The sequence below is a fragment of the Actinobacillus indolicus genome, assembly GCF_004519515.1.
GTDB classification, from domain to species: Bacteria; Pseudomonadota; Gammaproteobacteria; order Enterobacterales; family Pasteurellaceae; genus Glaesserella; species Glaesserella indolica_A.
In genome coordinates this window covers 95,958-115,080 of sequence record NZ_CP038145.1, presented here as the reverse complement: position 1 = coordinate 115,080, position 19,123 = coordinate 95,958, and the positions used below count along the sequence as shown (strand labels likewise).

Annotated in this window: 16 protein-coding genes; 11 read left to right on the top strand and 5 right to left on the bottom strand. The window is 39.2% G+C overall.

The genetic code is table 11. From position 1 onward, the window contains the following. Positions 1-77: 77 nt before the first annotated feature. The 3 genes from cpxA to mazG form a co-directional block, all read right to left on the bottom strand. The gene (cpxA, locus tag EXH44_RS00505; protein ID WP_162855836.1) at positions 78-1,454 is read right to left on the bottom strand and encodes an envelope stress sensor histidine kinase CpxA; all 1,377 of its coding nucleotides are present in this window, start codon (positions 1,452-1,454) and stop codon (positions 78-80) included. A gap of 70 nt (positions 1,455-1,524) precedes the next feature. After that, entirely contained in the window at positions 1,525-2,250 is a 726-nt protein-coding gene (locus EXH44_RS00500) for a response regulator (RefSeq protein ID WP_162855835.1), read from the bottom strand. A gap of 105 nt (positions 2,251-2,355) precedes the next feature. Next, the gene (gene mazG, locus EXH44_RS00495) at positions 2,356-3,132 is read right to left on the bottom strand and encodes a nucleoside triphosphate pyrophosphohydrolase (RefSeq protein ID WP_162855834.1); all 777 of its coding nucleotides are present in this window, start codon (positions 3,130-3,132) and stop codon (positions 2,356-2,358) included. A 121-nt stretch (positions 3,133-3,253) separates the two neighbouring features. Here mazG and pepP point away from each other — a divergent pair, with 121 nt between their 5' ends. The 3 genes from pepP (at position 3,254) to hisC (ending at position 6,852) form a co-directional block, all read left to right on the top strand. Then, positions 3,254-4,573: a Xaa-Pro aminopeptidase gene (gene pepP / locus EXH44_RS00490; RefSeq protein WP_162855833.1), complete on the top strand. Its 1,320-nt coding sequence runs from the start codon at positions 3,254-3,256 to the stop codon at positions 4,571-4,573. 66 nt (positions 4,574-4,639) lie between these two features. Then, a complete protein-coding gene (gene serC, locus EXH44_RS00485) occupies positions 4,640-5,722 on the top strand; it encodes a 3-phosphoserine/phosphohydroxythreonine transaminase (protein WP_162855832.1) in 1,083 nt (360 codons plus the stop codon). A gap of 32 nt (positions 5,723-5,754) precedes the next feature. Continuing rightward, the gene (hisC, locus tag EXH44_RS00480) at positions 5,755-6,852 is read left to right on the top strand and encodes a histidinol-phosphate transaminase (protein ID WP_162855831.1); all 1,098 of its coding nucleotides are present in this window, start codon (positions 5,755-5,757) and stop codon (positions 6,850-6,852) included. 131 nt (positions 6,853-6,983) lie between these two features. Here the strand turns inward: hisC and EXH44_RS00475 are convergent, their stop codons facing one another. Then, positions 6,984-7,301 (bottom strand): DUF496 family protein, encoded by a 318-nt coding sequence (locus tag EXH44_RS00475; RefSeq protein WP_162855830.1) that lies wholly within the window; start codon positions 7,299-7,301, stop codon positions 6,984-6,986. Between the two features lie 217 nt (positions 7,302-7,518). Between EXH44_RS00475 and EXH44_RS00470 the strand changes: the two genes are divergently transcribed. Together EXH44_RS00470 and EXH44_RS00465 are read left to right on the top strand one after the other, a co-directional pair. Then, positions 7,519-8,160, top strand: a complete 642-nt coding sequence (locus EXH44_RS00470) for a glutathione S-transferase N-terminal domain-containing protein (protein WP_162855829.1) — start codon at positions 7,519-7,521, stop codon at positions 8,158-8,160. Beyond that, positions 8,160-8,576, top strand: coding sequence for a ClpXP protease specificity-enhancing factor (locus tag EXH44_RS00465; RefSeq protein ID WP_162855828.1), 417 nt, complete (start codon positions 8,160-8,162; stop codon positions 8,574-8,576). Before EXH44_RS00470 ends, EXH44_RS00465 begins: the two co-directional genes overlap by 1 nt. Before the next feature lie 50 nt (positions 8,577-8,626). Here EXH44_RS00465 and EXH44_RS00460 read toward each other — a convergent pair whose 3' ends face one another. Then, positions 8,627-9,412, bottom strand: coding sequence for an alpha/beta fold hydrolase (locus EXH44_RS00460; protein WP_162855827.1), 786 nt, complete (start codon positions 9,410-9,412; stop codon positions 8,627-8,629). A 107-nt stretch (positions 9,413-9,519) separates the two neighbouring features. On the opposite strand from EXH44_RS00460, the gene seqA reads away from it, so the two are divergent. The 6 genes from seqA (at position 9,520) to EXH44_RS00430 (ending at position 19,114) form a co-directional block, all read left to right on the top strand. Continuing rightward, positions 9,520-10,080 carry a replication initiation negative regulator SeqA gene (gene seqA / locus EXH44_RS00455; protein WP_162855826.1) on the top strand — a complete coding sequence of 187 codons (561 nt, stop codon included), beginning with the start codon at positions 9,520-9,522 and terminating at the stop codon, positions 10,078-10,080. A gap of 6 nt (positions 10,081-10,086) precedes the next feature. Then, positions 10,087-11,502 carry an o-succinylbenzoate--CoA ligase gene (gene menE, locus EXH44_RS00450; protein WP_162855825.1) on the top strand — a complete coding sequence of 472 codons (1,416 nt, stop codon included), beginning with the start codon at positions 10,087-10,089 and terminating at the stop codon, positions 11,500-11,502. Beyond that, complete coding sequence (gene mscK / locus EXH44_RS00445) at positions 11,495-14,791, top strand: mechanosensitive channel MscK (RefSeq protein WP_162855824.1); 3,297 nt, start codon at positions 11,495-11,497, stop codon at positions 14,789-14,791. Before menE ends, mscK begins: the two co-directional genes overlap by 8 nt. A gap of 12 nt (positions 14,792-14,803) precedes the next feature. Next, on the top strand, positions 14,804-15,895 hold the full coding sequence (aroC, locus tag EXH44_RS00440) for a chorismate synthase (RefSeq protein ID WP_162855823.1): 1,092 nt from the start codon (positions 14,804-14,806) through the stop codon (positions 15,893-15,895). A gap of 228 nt (positions 15,896-16,123) precedes the next feature. Next, positions 16,124-17,626, top strand: a complete 1,503-nt coding sequence (lysS, locus tag EXH44_RS00435) for a lysine--tRNA ligase (RefSeq protein ID WP_162855822.1) — start codon at positions 16,124-16,126, stop codon at positions 17,624-17,626. A gap of 96 nt (positions 17,627-17,722) precedes the next feature. Next, entirely contained in the window at positions 17,723-19,114 is a 1,392-nt protein-coding gene (locus EXH44_RS00430) for a DHA2 family efflux MFS transporter permease subunit (RefSeq protein WP_162855821.1), read from the top strand. The last annotated feature ends 9 nt before the right edge of the window (positions 19,115-19,123 follow it).

The following is a 19,123-nucleotide window of genomic DNA, read 5'->3' as shown; positions in this document are numbered from 1 at the left end:
CATGAACGTATCAACAAGCGGTCGGATTTGTAAAATATTTTGCAAATCTCACCGCTTGTTGTTTTACATGAAAGAGATTATCCAAACCAAAGTGGTAATTGTAGTCTGACTCTTAAACCACCTAACGTGCTTTTTTCTGCTTTTACAGAGCCGTGATGTTGTTGCATGGCATTGGCAACAATTGACAATCCAAGTCCAGTTCCACCTGTTTGGCGAGCTCTGTCTTCTTGTACTCGATAAAATGGTCGGAAGATTTCTTCATATTGGTCTTCTGGAACACCTTCACCATCATCATCCACTAAAAGGTAGAGACTATTGGAATCAATGTAACACATAATTTTGACGGTGGATTTTGCATATTTTTTCGCATTGCGAATAACATTTTCAATTGCACTTGAAAGTAGAGCGACACTGCCATTAATAAAGTAGCGTTCTGGATGCAAAATGCGTTGGCTAATGACAAATTCAAAGCCACTTTGCTCTAATTCAAATTTAGCGTCTTCAAACACTTCATCCCAAATTTTGTGAATAGGAAAGACTTCACGTTTTAGATGGTGATCACTTTCCTTTCTTGATAATGCAAGTAGGTCATGAATCATCGTATCCAATTTTTGAATTTCACCTTCAATACGTGTAATTTCGCTAGATTCTCCATTTCTACGGCGGAGTAGGGAAAGAGATAATTGCATACGGGTTAAAGGCGTTTTTAATTCATGAGAAATATCTGAAATAAGCCTTTGCTGATAACTGCTTAAACGTTCTAAGGCAATGATCATTTGATTAAAACTTGTTCCAACTTGGCGGAGTTCCATAATCCCTTCGGTTTCAAGTTTAGGGTTAACAGATAAATTTCCTCGAGCTACGGCATCAGCCGCTAGACGTAATGCTTTAACGGGTTTTGCGATTCGGTGAGATAACCAAAGCATAATAGGAATACTCACAAGTAAAAGCAGTACAAAGATTAGCCAAGGTGAGTCAAACATATCGTTGATATATTCTCGCTGAGCGTCTACTTTTTTCATAAAGTAGAGATTGTATTGTTTATTATCAGAACGAGCTAAAAAAGGTCCATAAAATTCAATATCATCAAAACGTCTTTGGAAAGGTGAATAGTAATTTCTCGCTTTATACATAAATACATAGAATTCATCTAAATTCTGGTCCCTCATTCCTGCTATATGTGACGTGATGGGATCTACTAAAATAATTTCAAATCCATTAACAGAGGTGACAGATAAGTTACGACGAGAGATTTCATCTAAATTATATTCTTGTTCCACGTATTTAGTTTCTTGCACCATAAAACGAAATTGAGAATCTTCAATTTTTTTGAAAATCCGTGCATCCAATTTTGGTAGTAAAATAGCCAAGGTTAGCACAATGGCAATTATGATCATAAAAGATGCAAATATTTGATAGGCAAGATAAGTTCTAAAATTTCGGAGTTTTAACATAATAGACCTCGCTAAATAATAAATCCCTCAACAATGCAAGCAGAGTGAGGGATTTTATGTTCAGTGCTATTTATTTTTCTGTGACAAGTAAATATCCACGTCCACGTAGGGTTTTAAACCAAGGTAAGTCATCATTACGCTCAGGAAGTTTTTTGCGTAAATTAGAAATATGCATATCAATAGCACGATCGTACGGTGTTAAGCGTTTTCCTAAGATTTCTAAACTGAGCAATTCACGTGAAAGAATTTGCCCTGGGTTACGCATTAAAATTTGTAATAGAGCAAATTCGGTACCAGTAAGATCGAGATCTTTGCCCTCAAAAATTGCTTGTTGACGACCAGGGTGTAATTCAACACCACCAAATTGAAGATGTTTACGATCATCTTCGGCATTATGATCAATAAATGCCTCTGATACACTGGTAGGTTTTATCGTTGCAGAACGACGTAAAATAGCTTTAATACGGGCGACTAATTCTCGGTCATTAAATGGTTTTGGTAAATAATCATCGGCACCTAATTCCAATCCCAAAACCCTATCAATTTCATCATCACGCGCACTTAGCATAAGTACCGGGGTGGAATATTTTTGTCTTACTTGCTTTAAGGTTTCAATACCATTAAGTACAGGCATCATGACATCAAGTAGAATTAAATCATAAGTCTGAAGCTCTAACTCATTTAATGCTTCCTGACCATTATGTACCGTATGAATATCAAAACCCTCAAGTGAAAGTAACTCAGCAAGAAGTTCTGTTAAATCAATGTCATCATCAACAAGTAAAATTTTTGGCATAGCTCTATTTCCTATTCCATCTAATATTATATTTATAGTTTATAGTTTATGGTTATTTCTTTACACAAACTAATCTAACCCGACACTTTACCGAATTTTGTCAATTTATTCCACTTTTTTTATTTCATTCCAAATAAAATCTAATTCAGTTAAAGTACATTGTTCAGGTTTTTTGCCTTGTTGTATAAGGTGTTGCTCTACTTTTCTGAATCGATTTTCAAATTTTACATTCGCATTGCGAAGTGCGGTTTCTGAGTCAATTTTGTGATGACGACAAAGATTTACTGTCGCAAATAGCAAATCGCCTAATTCTTCCGCTAATTTTTCGGGCTGCTGTTGTCGAATTTCTTCTCTAACTTCTTCCAGCTCTTCTTCCACTTTGGCAAAAACATCTTGCGGATTATCCCAGTCAAAACCGACTTTAGCACAACGCTTTTGCAATTTGTCTGCACGAGTAAGGGCAGGCAGAGCAAAAGGCAGATCATCTAATATAGACGTTTGCTGTTTTGCTTCTTTCTCTTTGGCTTTTTGTGCTTCCCAGTTTTGTAGGGCTTCTTCACTGTTTGTAGCAGTAGTGTTCCCAAAAACATGTGGGTGGCGATAAATCAGTTTGTCGTGGATATCGCTTAGTACATCCTCAAAGGTAAAGGTTCCTTCTTCTTTGGCTAATTGGCTAAGAAATACCACTTGTAGCAACAGATCGCCTAATTCTTCACGCAAAGCGGTACGATCTTTTGTATGAATTGCTTCTGAGACTTCATAGGTTTCTTCCAATAGATTCGGTAGCATGGTGTCAAAGGTCTGTTTAATATCCCAAGGACAGCCAGTTTCTTTGTCGCGTAAACGCTCAACGATGTCTAAAAATTGCTGAATGGTTGCCATAGTGTTTTCCTCAAATAAAACTATTTTCTGTCTATGCTAATAAAATGTCTATAACATTTGTCAATTTCAGTGAAGATAGGTATGCTTATTAATGTTCAAAAATCAATTTTAAGGAATGGTTATGGATCTCGCCTATTTACAAAAACTCCCCCAAGAAGAATTTCACACTCGTCGTCAGCGTTTGTTTGAACAAATGCAAGACAACTCAACCTTGATTGTCTTTACCGAAACAGAAAAGCGTCGCAATAACGACTGCGACTATTTATTCCGCCCAGACAGTTATTTTTGGTATCTCACGGGATTTGCTGAACCAAAATCAGCGTTGGTGTTGCTGAAAAAAGCAGGGCAGTGTGAGAGCTTGATTTTTTTACGCAAAAAAGATCCACTAATGGAAACGTGGAATGGTCGCCGTTTAGGCGTTGAAGTCGCACCGCAGACGTTAAATATCGATAAAGCCTATGACATCGACGATATTCAAACCATTCTTGCAGAAAAATGGACAGATTTGACCGCTTGTTACTACGCAAGAAATGTGCAAGCGTGGGGCGATCAGATTGTTTTTACAACCCTTGATGCCATCACCGTAAGCCGTAAAAAAGCCCCAACAGCCTTGATTGATTGGCAACCGATACTCTCTGAAATGCGATTGTTCAAGTCCGAAGCCGAAATTGCCTTATTACAACAAGCCTGCCAAATTTCAGCCTTTGGACATTTACGAGCAATGAAACAAACTCGCCCAAATCGTTACGAAATGGAAATCGAAGGGGAAATCCAACACGAATTTTCTCGTTTTGGCTCTCGCTTTGCGTCCTACAATCAAATTATTGCAGGGGGCGATAATGCGTGCATTTTGCACTACAACGAGAACGATCAGGTGTTAAAAGACGGAGATTTACTGTTAATTGATGCTGGGGCAGAGTTTGCAATGTATGCAGGCGACATCACCCGAACTATTCCTATCAATGGCAAATTTTCTACGGCTCAGAAAGAAGTGTATGAAATTGTTTTGGAAGCCTTAAAAGAAGCGACCAAACTGCTTGTACCGCAAAGTTCAATCAAACTGGCTAACGACAAAGCTGTGCGTATTATGACAGAAGGAATGGTGCGTTTAGGCATATTAAAAGGCAATGTAGATGAATTAATTGAGAATAAAGCCTATCGACAATTTTATATGCACGGCTTAGGGCATTGGTTAGGCTTAGATGTCCACGATGTCGGCGACTACGGCAATGAACGAGATCGACCGCTTGAAATCGGTATGGTGCTTACCGTTGAACCGGGATTATATATCCCGAAAGATGCCGATGTGCCAGAGCAATATAAAGGCATTGGTATCCGAATTGAAGATAATCTCTTAATCACCGAATATGGCAACAAAAATCTCACATCTGGCGTGCCGAAGGAGATTGGGGAGATTGAAGAAATTATGGCGAACGTGTGAATGTTTTGACACACCCCATATTTCCGCTAGAATGCAAAGCACCATTTTTTATAAGAGGCAAACACAATGACACAAGTTTATAATTTCAGTGCAGGCCCGGCGATGATGCCGACTGCCGTATTAGAAAAAGCACAAGCAGAATTGTTGAATTGGCAAAATCAACAGACTTCAGTAATGGAAGTGAGCCATCGTGGCAAATTGTTTATGGAAATGATTGCAGAATGTGAACAAGATTTCCGTAAGCTATATAACATTCCTGAAAACTACAAAATTTTATTCCTACAAGGCGGTGCGAGAGGGCAGTTTGCGGCAATTCCGATGAACTTAATCGGCGAAAAAGGCAAAGCACTTTACTTAACCAGCGGACACTGGTCAGCAACAGCAGCAAAAGAAGCTCGCAATTTCTGTGAAATTGATGAAATCAATATTTTAGAGCAGGGTGATGAACTTAAAGTGGGCAACCTTGATTTTAGCGAGATTGCAGAGCAGTACGACTACGTTCATTACTGCCCGAACGAAACCATTAGCGGTGTGGAAATTTTTGATGAGCCGAAAGTAGGCAATGCAGTGTTAGTGGCGGATATGTCGTCTAACATTCTGGCTCGCCGTATTGACATCAGCAAATTTGGTATCATTTATGCTGGCGCACAAAAGAATTTAGGTCCTGCGGGGATCACGCTTGTGATTGTGCGTGAAGACTTGATTGGCAAGGCTCGCAAAGCAACGCCATCTATTTGGAATTACGAAACCCAAGCTAACAATGATTCAATGATCAACACCCCACCAACATTTGCTTGGTATCTCTGTTCATTGGTCTTTAAACATCTGCTTGAGCTAGGCGGTTTAGCTGAAATGGAAAAACGCAATCAAGCCAAAGCGGAACTGCTTTATCGCTATCTTGATAACAGCAATTTCTATCGCAATACGGTCGCTAAAGCGAACCGCTCTTTAATGAATGTCACCTTTACTACAGGCAACGACGAACTTAATGCAAAATTTGTAGCGGAAGCGACCGCTTGCGGATTACAAGCCTTAAAAGGTCACAAAGTGTTAGGCGGTATGCGAGCGTCAATCTATAACGCCATGCCGATTGAAGGCGTACAAGCGTTGATTGCGTTTATGCAGAAGTTTGAGCAAGAAAACCAATAGGGTTTGAACTTATTTTTGTTTAGGAAAGAATTATGCAATTTATCAACATCGCCAATGAGGGCGTGAAAACCCTTGCCCCTTATCAAGCAGGGAAGCCGATTGAAGAACTTGAGCGTGAGCTTGGAATTTCAAATATTGTGAAACTTGCTTCCAATGAAAACCCGTTTGGTTTTCCTGAAAGTGCGAAACAAGCGATTTTAAAGCAGTTGAATGATTTAACTCGCTATCCTGATGCCAATGGTTTTGAGCTGAAAGCGACCATTGCGAAAAAGTTTGGGGTTCAACCGAACCAAATTACGTTAGGAAATGGCTCAAATGATCTACTTGAGCTGTTTGCCCATACGTTTGCGAGTGAAAAAGATGAAATTATCTATTCACAATATGCCTTTATTGTCTATCCGCTTGTCACCAAAGCGATTAATGCGGTGGCACGCGAAATCCCTGCAAAAGATTGGGGACACGATTTGGGGGCGTTTGAGCAGGCGATTAATGATAAAACCAAGTTGATTTATATCGCGAACCCCAATAACCCAACGGGGAATTTTTTATCTCAGCAAGAAATTGAGCGCTTTTTAGCCAAAGTGCCTGTGAATGTGATTGTGGTATTGGATGAAGCTTATACAGAATTTACCGATCCTGCCGAGCGGTTAGATTCGTTTGCTTTAGTGCAAAAATATCCGAATTTAATCGTTTCTCGTTCGTTATCTAAAGCCTATGGTTTGGCGGGTTTACGTATTGGTTATGCAGTTTCGAACCCTGAAATTGCGGATTTATTAAATCGTGTTCGTCAGCCGTTTAACTGTAATAGTCTTGCGCTAGCGGCTGCGATTGCAGTTGCTCAAGATGATGATTTTATTGCGAAAGTGGCAGAAAATAACCGCAATGAAATGAAGCGTTATGAAGCATTTTTTAAGGAAAATCAGTTGGAATACATTCCATCGAAAGGTAATTTTATTACGGTAGATTTAAAACAGCCGGCACAGCCGATTTATCAGGCGTTGTTGCACGAAGGCGTGATCGTTCGTCCGATTGCAGGTTATGGTATGCCAAATCATCTTCGTGTGAGTATCGGGTTGCCAGAAGAGAATGACCGTTTCTTTGACGCGTTATCAAAAGTATTACAATTGTAACGCTATATAACAGCATATTTATGCTGAAAAGAATTTACCGATAAAAGAAAAGGGCTGAGTTCGATATTTCATTGAACTCAGCCCTTTATGTCACTATTCAATTTATAATTGACTATTTTCAATAAGGCGTTCTACTTTTTACTGGTATGCTCAGCCATTTTACGACGGATTTCACGGCGTTCTTTCGATAATTCCGCATTACGAATCATATAATCATCGACACGATTTTCATAGTCATCGCGCATATTATGAATAATTGCACGAATTTCTTCGACAGACATCGTGTCTGTAATATATTGATTGAGATTTTCTAAAAGTAACACACGTTTCTGATTATCACGAATTTTACGATCATTATCAGCGGTTTCCCTTAATAGCTTGTTTTTTAAGCGATATAGGTGTACATAATCCAACATGTCTTGGAAAGATTGCTTTTTGTTACTGTCCATTTACATTTCCTCTTGGTAGATAAAATTAAGTATGTAAATCCTAGACTGTTTAGCTTGGAGCGTCAAAAGTTTTATGCAAAATTAGATGAATAAGTTGATAAAATTTAAGGAATTATCTGAATTGTATTGGTGTAGAAAATAGGACTATGCCCGATATGATTAGATATGCTAGAATAGTAAGATTAAATTTGATAAGAATTTTTATTGGGAGAAATCAATGACAAGTGCGAATAAACGTTCAGTGCCTACACTTTTTTCATCAAAAACAGATATTTACAGTCATCAAGTACGAATTGTTTTGGCAGAAAAAGGCGTGGCTTATGAAATTGAAAATATAGCACCCGGCTCTATTTCTGAAGATTTAGTTGAAGTCAATCCACGTGGAACAGTACCAACATTAGTTGATCGTGATTTGGTTTTATCCAATGCTCGAATCATCATGGAATATTTAGATGAACGTTTCCCACATCCACCACTGATGCCTGTTTATCCTGTATTACGCGCTCAGTGTCGCCTTAATATGCATAGAATCCAAAATGATTGGTATTCATTAATGGATTTTATTGATCGCGACCCAACTACGCCTGAAGCACAAAAAGCGTTAAATCAACTCAAAGAAGAAGTACTCGCTTTAGGCCCAGTATTTGCAGATTCAACCTATTTTTTAAGCGAAGATTTTAGTTTAGTGGATTGCTATGTAGCACCACTACTTTGGAAAATGAGTAGCTTAGGTGTTGAATTCACAGGGGCTGGTGCAAAAGCAGTTAAAGCTTATATGAGCCGTGTTTTCAAAAGAGAAAGTTTTGTGCAGTCAATTGGCGGAAGTGTGCCTAAAAATCTAATGGATGATAAAGATTAATGAAAGCATTACGTCCTTATCTTTATCACGCTTATTACAACTGGATCATTGATAACGATAATACACCTTACCTTTTAGTCAATGCAGAATATCCAGATGTAGATGTGCCTACGGAGTTTGTGCGAGAGGGTAAAATTATTTTAAATATATCGCCTCGTTCTATTGGGCAATATATTGTCAATGATGAATTTATTAGCTTTAGTGCACGATTCCAAGGTATGTTACGTGATATTTACATTCCATTTGGTGCAGCAGAAGCGATTTATGCACAAGAAAATGGTGACGGTGTCATGTTTCAGGAAGAGCCTTATTACATGGCTGAGAGCTATTTGGCTCGCTCAGAAACCAAACAGGCGAGTGTAGAAAAGAAAGCGCCAGTGAAGAAAAAAAGTTCGCACTTAAAACTGGTCAAATAAGTAAAATGCTAAAATCCTCTGATTTAGAAAAAAATCAGAGGATTTTTTGTTTAAGATAAAAACTTCTGAATAGCTCGAATGACAGCATCAGGTTTTTCTGCATGAACCCAGTGATCTGCATTACTGACGACAAAAGATCGAGCTTTTGGAAATTGCGCTAATATTGTTTGTGTATCTTTATCTTGCAAATAATCAGACAGCGCACCTTTGATAAAGAGAGTCGGCTTATCGACAAAAACCGATTGCCAGCCCATTAAGTTTGCATAGTTTTGTTTTAGCCCTGATAAATTAAACTTAAAAGAGTCTGGACTTTGTGGATCAAAAGATTTCAACATAAACTGCTGAATACCCTCATCGGTAATCCCTTTCGCTATCGCTGATTTCGCCTCTTGTCGATTTGACGGTTTCTCCGCTTTAACCGCAAATAATCCTGCAAAAATATCATCATGGCGATGAAGATGATAAGCCACAGGCGCAATATCAATCACGATTAGTTTATCAACCAATTCAGGCGTAATGTGTGCGAGTGTCATCGCCGTTTTTCCCCCCATGGAATGCCCCACGAGAATAACATTACTGAGCTGTAAATGGATAAGGAGATCTCGCAGATCTTCCGCCATCAAGGTATAGTTCATTTCATCGGAATGGAATGATTGTCCGTGGTTACGTAAATCCACTCTTAGAATATTAAATTGCTCTGCAAAGGCCCTCGCAATCACACCTAAGTTATTGAGATCACCGAATAAACCATGAATAAAGACCATCGTTTGAGCTTGATTATCTTGTGGAAGTATCGCTTTTTGAAATTGATGATGAAGGAACATTTTTTCTGCCATAATTTATCTAAATTTTATCCAAATATCGTGTTTAGATCCTGTCAAAAAGATCGGAAATGCGTATAATGCCTAGAATTTTTCTGGAATCAAGTTATTTAGGGGACAAGATGAAAACAATCGAAGTTGATGATGAATTATACCACTATATTGCAAGCAGAACTCAGTCTATTGGTGAAAGTGCATCAGATATTTTACGTCGTTTATTACGTTTACCTGCATCACCACAGCCATTTGTACTTGTGCAAGAAAATATGATTAATGAGTTAAAAGATCTTGCGAAATTACCAAAGAAAAAACAGCCACTTAATCAGCAAGAGAAGATCGTAAAACAAATTGAATTTGCCTTAGCCTCGAGTGCTTTTATCAATGAAAAAAAAGGTGTAAATCGCTTTTTACAATTATTATCCGCAATTTACCGTGCCGATCCTGAAGGATTTGCTCATGCTACGGAAAATGTGCAAGGTAGCGAACGCATTTATTTTGCTCGTGATGAGCAAACTATTTTAGCGACGGGATCGAGCGTTAAAGCAAAACAAATTCCTGATTCGCCATTTTGGGTCATTACCAATAACAACACGGAACGTAAGGGCATTATTCTTTGCGCATTAATGAATGCCATGGAATTACCTGAAGAATTAGTGGCACGTATTAAAGCGCAATTTAATTAATATTCTATGTCTAGCGTAGCATTTCCTGTATTTCCCATAGATTATTGGGCTGAAAAAAAAGCTCAAGTGCGATCGATTGTGTGGGAAAAAGGAGATTCTACGTTGCTTTCCTCTCTTTCTGCTACACTTTCTTGGCAAGATCTGGCTTTACTTATTGATCAAGCGGTCACTTTAATTGATTTTTTTGCAAAAAATCAGCCGATGATCGCTTATTCAGGAAATCATCGTTTTGTTGGATTGCTCTGTTATCTAGGCTGTTTAAAAAGTGGCAGACAGATCATGATGCTAAATCCTGCGATGACAGCCGTACAACGCCAACAAGTGTTATCCGACAACCATATTCAGGTTTTGATGACCGATCAGGATTTTGCAAAAATCGGGGAGAATCTGACCGCTTGTAACCTCGAATCGAAGCCCGATTTTCTCTCACGCCCAGCAACATTCACCTTAACATCAGGTTCATCGGGTAAACCCAAGGCGATTATTCACTCTATCGCTCAACATCTTGCGAATGCTCGAAGTGTTTGCGATTTTATTCAATTTAATGAAATGAGTGCTTGGCTATTAAGCTTACCCCTTTTCCATGTTTCAGGTCAGGGGATTGTATGGCGTTGGTTATCACAAGGCGCGACATTATATCTCACAGAAAAGAAAGAAAATGTGTACTCGATGCTATCTCAGGTTAGCCATGCATCCTTAGTTCCGACACAATTACAACGATATTTAGCATGGCTAGGAGAGAAAAAAGTCTCACAACACATTTTGTTAGGTGGGGCATCCATCCCTCAAGAGCTTATTAAGCAAGCTCAACAACAGGGGATAACGACTTATGCGGGTTACGGTATGACAGAAATGGCTTCCACTATTTGTGCTGTAAAAAACGATGTAGATAATGTTGGTAAGCCGTTGATGAATAGGGAAGTGAAAATTGTTGGGCAAGAAATTTGGGTAAGAGGAGAGAGCCTGGCTTTAGGTTATTGGCATAAAGGTGCCATTTTACCTTTGACGAATCAAGAAGGATGGCTTGCCACCAAGGATCGTGGGCGTTGGAATCGGGATGGCAAATTAGAAGTGCTTGGACGGTTAGATAATATGTTTATTTCTGGGGGAGAAAACATTCAACCAGAAGAGATCGAGCGAACATTATCACAACATCCGCAGGTTCATCAGATATTTATTGTGCCGATTTCTGACAAAGAATTCGGTGAACGCCCTGTAGCAGTTGTAGAATTCAGCGAACCATTTAATCTACAAGCGGTCAGTTCATTACAATATTTTGCAAATCACTCTTTAGAAAAATTTAAACAACCCATTCGATATTTACCATTAAGTCGAGAGATTGAGCAAGGAAGTGGGATAAAAATATCCCGACAGCAAATAAAAGCTTATGTAGCACAACAGATAAGAGATCACCATGTTTAAGAAATCATTTTGGTTAGCACTGTGTTTATATTTATTTTCAGTGGCGGTACAGTCAGCCCCTGAAGATTTTATTTCAGCCGATGATCTAAAAGTACAGCTAGATTCGGTTAAAGCAGACACCTCTGGAGAATATGCTCAATTAGCAAAAAACTTAGAGGGTGCATTGAGCTTTCTCGAAAAAGCGAAGAAACAAGAACAAGATTTAGAGGCTTTACAAAGTAAAGTGGCTAATGCCCCTAAAGCCTTGGCGACTTATCAACAAAGTATCAGTAAGTTGACCGATGATCTTAAAGAAAACAACAACAGCTTTACACAATTTGAAACGGCAGAATTAGAAAAGAAACAAGATAGTATTCATCAAGAACTCAATGAATTACAAACTGCCCTTAATGAAGTTAATGCAAGTTTAACCAGCTATCGTTCTGCGACAGAACAAACCCGTAAGCAAACGGCAGAAAATAACCAACAAGCAGAAAAGCTAACCCGTTGGAAATACAACAGTAAAGCCAGTAAATCATTAATTGATAAATATAATGCTGAGCTTAAATTTATCGAGGCCAATAATAAATATAACCTTTATTTAGGCCAAAATGTCGATTTATTGCTCTCTGTGGATGAAGCAAAACGATCTGAATTAACCCTAAAACAGCAACTGCTACAAAAGCAATTAACGGATTTACAAGAAGTCTTAAATGCCAACCGTTTAAAAGCCTATGAAGCACAGGCAAAGCAGGCAGAAGAACTGAAAGCGAGTAATAAGGTTGAGAATCCTGTGATTCATGATGAGCTCTCGATCAACACGGATCTTAGCCAATTTTTAGTAGAACAAACACAGAAGTCCAATTCGCTTTCAAGAGATAATCTACGCGCCAAAAATGTCTTAGACAGTTTGATTCAAACTCAGCGTAACATTGAAGAGCAGATCAGTGCGCTTCAAGGTACGCTTGTGCTTTCTCGCATTATCAATCAACAAAAACAGGCGTTACCGACAGACAGCTTGATTAAAGGACTAGCGAACGATATTGCGAATCTTCGTGTAGAAATCTTTGATTTATCACAGAAACGTGATGAGTTGTACAACATCAATAATGTGATTTCAAAGCTAGAAACAACAAATAAAATCCTCTTTGATGACAGTGAAAAGAAAACGTTAACGAATATTTTATCGGAACGTGAAAAAATCATTGTAGATTTGATTAAAACCTTAAATTTACAACTGAATCTTTCAAATGAAATTGAGGCAACACAGCGCCAAATTATTACCATTAGTGATAATTTACAAAATCAATTACAACAGCAAAGCTTTTGGGTTCAAAGTAATAATCCGATTGATCTTTCTTGGATAGAAACCTTTCCAAAGCAAGCGATTGTAGAAGTAGCAATGCTCACCCGTTATTTAGGGTTTGAAAATTTAGGGCAGAACTTACCTTCAACATTGGCATTTATCGCAATCCTATTGCTCATTTATGGTGGGATTTTATGGAAAAAACCAGCCATAAAAGAAAGATTAGCGGTTCTCGGAAGTCAGATTAATACACTTAAAAATGACAGCCACTGGCATTCCCCAGAGGCAATGTTTTGGACAATTGTATTAGCCTTACCGAGTGGGCTTATGTTTTTAGCGGTGGCAACCATTGTACTCTATCTTTTCTTCCCAGATCCGCTTGCAGCATCCGTTTGGGTGACCAAAGCTTTTGGCTATTGGCTCTTCTTTGCGACTGTTTTATCGTTATTACGTCCAAATGGATTAGCCTACCGCCATTTTGGAATGCCACAAACCAGTAACGAAATTTTCCAACGTATTATTAAACAATCCGTATGGATCGTGGTGTTACTTCTTGTGTCCTCCATCTTTTCTCAAGTTGAGGTGATTGGATTTACCAACGATGTAATAGGGCAAGTGGTAACGATTGTGGCATTAGCATTGTGTACCTTTGTGGTTCGCCCATTATTAGATCGCGGTATTCAAGAGTATGAAAATGCGAAAACAGAAGATGGCAAAAAACGCAGTGTAAGTTTATTTAAACTTTTGCGTTTTGTGCTCTTTATCGTACCGCTTACCCTGATTGTGCTAATTATTTTAGGTTATTACTATACCGCGGTTTATCTGATCGAACATATTATTAAAACCTATTTAGTCGCACTCGTTTGGGTATTTGGGCGTTATTTCGCTTATCGTTCTTTAACTATTTCTTCACGTCGAATGGCATATCGCCGTTTACAGAAAAAACGTGAAAAATTAAGAGAACAAAATTTAGAACAAAATAAAGAAGACGCAAAAGAAAAACCAGAAGAAGTCATAAAAATCTCAACGGTGAATGAGCAAATTTTCCGTATGGCTGATTTAATTGGCTGGGTCGTTTTATTTGTTTCTTTATATGCAATTTGGTCAGATCTCATCAGTATTGCGTACTATCTCAACAACGTGATTTTATGGGAACAAGTTGAAACAACTTCCAAAGGCACTGTGGTGGAGTCAGTGACTCTACTCAATATTTTACGCTCAGTACTTTATGTAACGGTGACTTATGTCTTGGTGAAAAATATCAAAGGGATCTTAGAAGTGACCTTCTTCTCCCGAATCAAACTCTCAAAAGGCACGCCCCATACCATTACCGCCGTATTAACTTACTTTATTGTCTGTTTTGGTAGTATCTCCGCATTTACCGCTTTAGGTATTTCATGGAGCAAAATCCAGTGGGTATTTACCGCACTATCTGTCGGTTTGGGTTTCGGAGTACGAGAAATCTTTGGTAGCTTTGTTTCTGGGACTATTTTATTATTTGAACGCCCAATTCGCGTGGGTGATAAAGTGACGGTTGGGAATTTTACTGGGGTTATCACACGGATTCGTTTAAGATCGACGACTTTAGTCGATGATGAACATAAAGAAGTGGTATTACCAAACCAAGCCTTTGTGACAGACCGCTTTATTAACTGGACTTATAATAATACGATTACCCGTTTACAAATTATTATTAAGATCAGTACCGATGCAAATTTAGAATTAGTCCGCTCCTTGTTATATCAAGCAGCAAATGAAGCACCTAAAGTGATGGAAGAACCCTCGCCAAATGTCAATCTAATGGGCTTTGGCGATGGTTGGATTGAACATGATTTTACCGTGTATGTCCCAGAACTTGATGATCGAAGTGCGACACGTAATTTCCTTTATAAAAGAATTACGGAATTATTTAACCAACATCACATTAAAATTGCCTTTAATCAAATGGATGTGCATCTGCACCAACCACAAGAAAAAAGAAGGCTCATTAAATCATTCAAATAAGGAAACGAATAAATGGCAGGCAACAGCATTGGACAACTTTTTAAAGTCACGACATTTGGCGAATCACACGGTATCGCCTTAGGTTGTATCGTAGATGGCGTTCCACCTAATATGGAATTAAGCGAAGCGGATTTACAACCCGATTTAGACCGCCGTAAACCGGGTACATCTCGTTACACCACACCACGCCGTGAAGATGACGAAGTTCAAATTCTTTCAGGGGTGTTTGAAGGTAAAACGACGGGTACAAGCATTGGATTAATTATCAAAAATGGCGATCAACGCTCACAAGATTATGGCGATATTATGCATAAATACCGCCCAGGCCATGCCGATTACACCTACCAACAAAAATATGGAATCCGTGATTACCGTGGTGGTGGTCGTTCATCTGCACGTGAAACAGCAATGCGAGTGGCAGCAGGGGCGATTGCTAAAAAATATTTAAGAGAGCAATTCGGCATTGAAGTGCGTGGTTATTTATCACAAATTGGCTCCGTCAAAATTGATCCAAATACCGTTGCAGATATTGAAAAGATTGATTGGCAACAAGTCAATAGCAATCCATTTTTCTGCCCAGATCCTGTTGCCGTTGAAAAATTTGATGAACTTATTCGAGAATTAAAAAAAGAAGGAAACTCTATCGGGGCAAAATTAACCGTCATTGCAGAACAGGTACCAGTTGGTTTAGGCGAGCCTGTTTTTGACCGTTTAGATGCAGATCTTGCTCATGCGCTTATGTCGATTAATGCAGTAAAAGGTGTTGAAATTGGCGATGGCTTTGATGTGGTTGAACAGAAGGGCAGTGAGCATCGAGATGAAATGACACCTGAAGGATTCTGCTCAAACCACGCAGGCGGTATTTTAGGTGGCATCAGCTCAGGGCAACCGATCATTGCGCATATTGCGCTAAAACCAACGTCGAGCATTACCGTACCGGGTAAAAGTGTCGATATTCATAATCAGCCAGTAGAAGTCGTCACCAAAGGAAGACACGATCCTTGTGTGGGTATTCGTGCCGTACCTATTGCTGAAGCGATGATGGCTATCGTATTGCTAGATCATCTTCTACGCTTTAAAGCGCAATGCGCACCTAATCGCTAATCACAATATTGAGTATTCCAGTTGGCACTTGCAATTCAAACAAGTGCCACATATAACACAGAAAGTGTTTAGTCATATTTTCAATGTTCAATCATACATTTTGCAAATTTTTCAAAGAAAGTGACCGCTTGTTTTCTACCAAAATCTTCCAAAATCGCTTATAATCTGGCCCTTTCAAACTTAAATGAATTAAACCGAATTTATTTTTAAAAATCTTAAGGTAATACAATGTCAGAAGTCGAAAACCAAGAATTAGATCTCAATGGCGAAATGATCGCTCGCCGTGAAAAATTAGCTCAATTGCGTGAGCGTGGTAATCCGTTCCCAAACACATTCCGTCGAGAAGATAAAGCGGAAGAGCTTCACGCAAAATATGATGAAGTGGATGGCGAAGAACTTAAAGCTAAAGAAATTCCTGCGGTAGTGGCAGGGCGTATTATGTTACGTCGTGTGATGGGTAAAGCGACATTTGTTACTATCCAAGATGTAAGCGGTCAGATCCAGCTTTATGTTGCACGTGATAATTTGCCTGAAGGTGAATATGAAAACACGGTGGGCTTATTAGATTTAGGTGATATTGTCGGCGTAAAAGGTACACTATTTAAAACCAAAACAGGTGAATTAACCGTTCGTGCATCTGAATTACAACTGCTAACTAAAGCACTTCGTCCGTTACCAAACAAACATAAAGGCTTAACTGACCAAGAAACTCGCTATCGCCAGCGTTATTTAGATCTTATTGCGAACGAAGAATCTCGCCGAGCCTTTGTTATCCGCTCAAAAGTGGTATCAGGTATCCGTCAATTCTTCTTAGAGAAAGATTTTATTGAAGTGGAAACCCCGATGTTGCAGGTGATCCCGGGTGGTGCAGCGGCGAAACCGTTTATCACTCACCATAACGCATTAGATGTGGATATGTACCTGCGTATTGCTCCAGAGCTTTACTTAAAACGTCTTGTGGTTGGCGGTTTTGAGCGTGTATTTGAATTAAACCGTAACTTCCGTAACGAAGGGGTTTCTGTTCGTCACAATCCTGAATTTACCATGATCGAATACTACCAAGCCTATGCGGATTACCACGATTTAATGGATAACACCGAAGAATTATTACGCAAATTAGCCTTAGATATTCTTGGGACAACGACTGTACCTTACGGTGAATATGTATTTGATTTCGGCAAACCGTTTGAACGTATCACCATGCACGAAGCGATTGTGAAATATGGCAACGGTATTTCAATGGACGATCTACTCGATTTCGACAAAGCAGTGGCGATTGCCAAAGGCTTAAACATTGAAATTCAAAAATCGTGGGGATTAGGTTCGATTGTTAATGCAATTTTTGAAGAAGTGGCAGAACATCAATTAATTCAGCCGACTTTCTTAATGGCACACCCTGCAGAAATTTCACCGCTTGCACGCCGTAATGATGAAAATCCAGAAGTGACAGACCGCTTTGAATTATTTATCGGCGGACGTGAAATCGGTAACGGCTTCTCAGAATTAAACGACGCTGAAGATCAAGCGGAACGTTTCCAAGCACAAGTTGCAGCAAAAGAAGCAGGGGATGATGAAGCGATGTTCTACGATGATGATTTTGTCGTCGCCCTTGAACACGGTTTACCACCAACAGCAGGCGAAGGTTTAGGTATCGACCGTTTAGCGATGATTTTCGCAAACGCCCCATCCATTCGTGATGTGATCCTATTCCCAGCGATGCGTCAAAAATAATTTATCATTACCATTCGGGGCGTTTTATACGCCCTGAATTTTTTCTACAAGCGGTCAGATTTTTATAAAATTTTGCAAATTTATTGCGAGGTGAAAATGACAGAGCAGACCAATTATCGTGCATTAGCTTGGACGACTGCCATTGCGTTTTTTATGCTGATGCTCGATTCCACCATTCTGAATACTGCGCTCCCAGCCATTTCCCAGAGCTTAAATGAATCACCTCTTGAAATGCAACTTGCTATTATTAGCTATGCATTAAGTGTCGCAACCTTTATTCCACTCACTGCATGGTTATCTGATCGCATTGGATCATTAACCCTATTCCGTTTTTCGGTGGTGTTATTTGTTTTAGGATCGATTGCCTGTGCTTTGTCCAATTCATTGGTGATGCTAGTTTTATCTCGTATTATGCAAGGGATTGGTGGGGCTTTTATGATGCCCGTTGCTCGGCTAGCTATTTTACGTGTGGTACCCAAATCAGAGTTATTAGCCATTTGGAATTTAGTGGCTATGGCGGGGTTAATTGGGCCTGTTATGGGGCCTATTGTTGGCGGTTGGTTGGTAACCCATACTTCTTGGCGTTGGATCTTCTGGGTCAATGTACCTATGGGGATCATTGGACTTTGGGCTGCGAGCCGTTTTATGCCGAATGTAAAAGGTGATACAACGCGGTTAGACAGTGTTGGCTTTGTATTGCTTGCCTTTGGTTTAGTCGCATTCACTTATGGATTAGAGCGTATTTCCATGAGTTTAGAGAATGTAATTTCAGCATTAGTCATCATCTTTGTGGGAATCATGGCTACATGGAGTTATGTTCTTCACGCTAAAAAAGTAAAATCACCTCTTTTTCCACTAGAACTCTTTGAAATTCGTACTTTTCGGATTGGGCTAATCGCTAATTTATTATTTCGTTTAGTGACTTTTTCTGTTCCTTTCTTGTTGCCAATTATGTTGCAGGTTTCTTTCCATTATAGTGCTGAAATGGCTGGTTGGATGCTTGCGCCATTAGCGGTAAGTTCTATTTTAATGAAAACGCTAGCCTCACCAATTTTAAATCGTTTTGGATATAAAAATACGCTCTTAGTCGCTTCGCTTATCACTGGCTTATCTACAGCAGCTATGGGGTTATTAGGGCAAGAAAGCTCTATCTCATTAACTATTCTTACTATTATGAGCTTTGGTGCAGTGACTTCGTTGATGTTTACTTCTATTAATACGCTATGTATAGGGGATTTAACGCAGAGTAATTCTGGTTCTGGAGCTACGATGTTGAGTATGGTTCAGCAGGTTGGGAGTGGTATTGGCGTGGCTGTTGCTGCAGTAATTTTGAGCCTGTATCGCTATCATTTTGGTGAAATGTCACCTGAACAATTACAGAAAGCCTTTAGTTACACTTTTTTCAGTACTGCGACATTTTGTGTTTTTCTTCTTTGGGCTATTAGTCGTCTTCATCCGTCAGATGGTGAAAATTTAAGACGACATTAAAATAAAAGC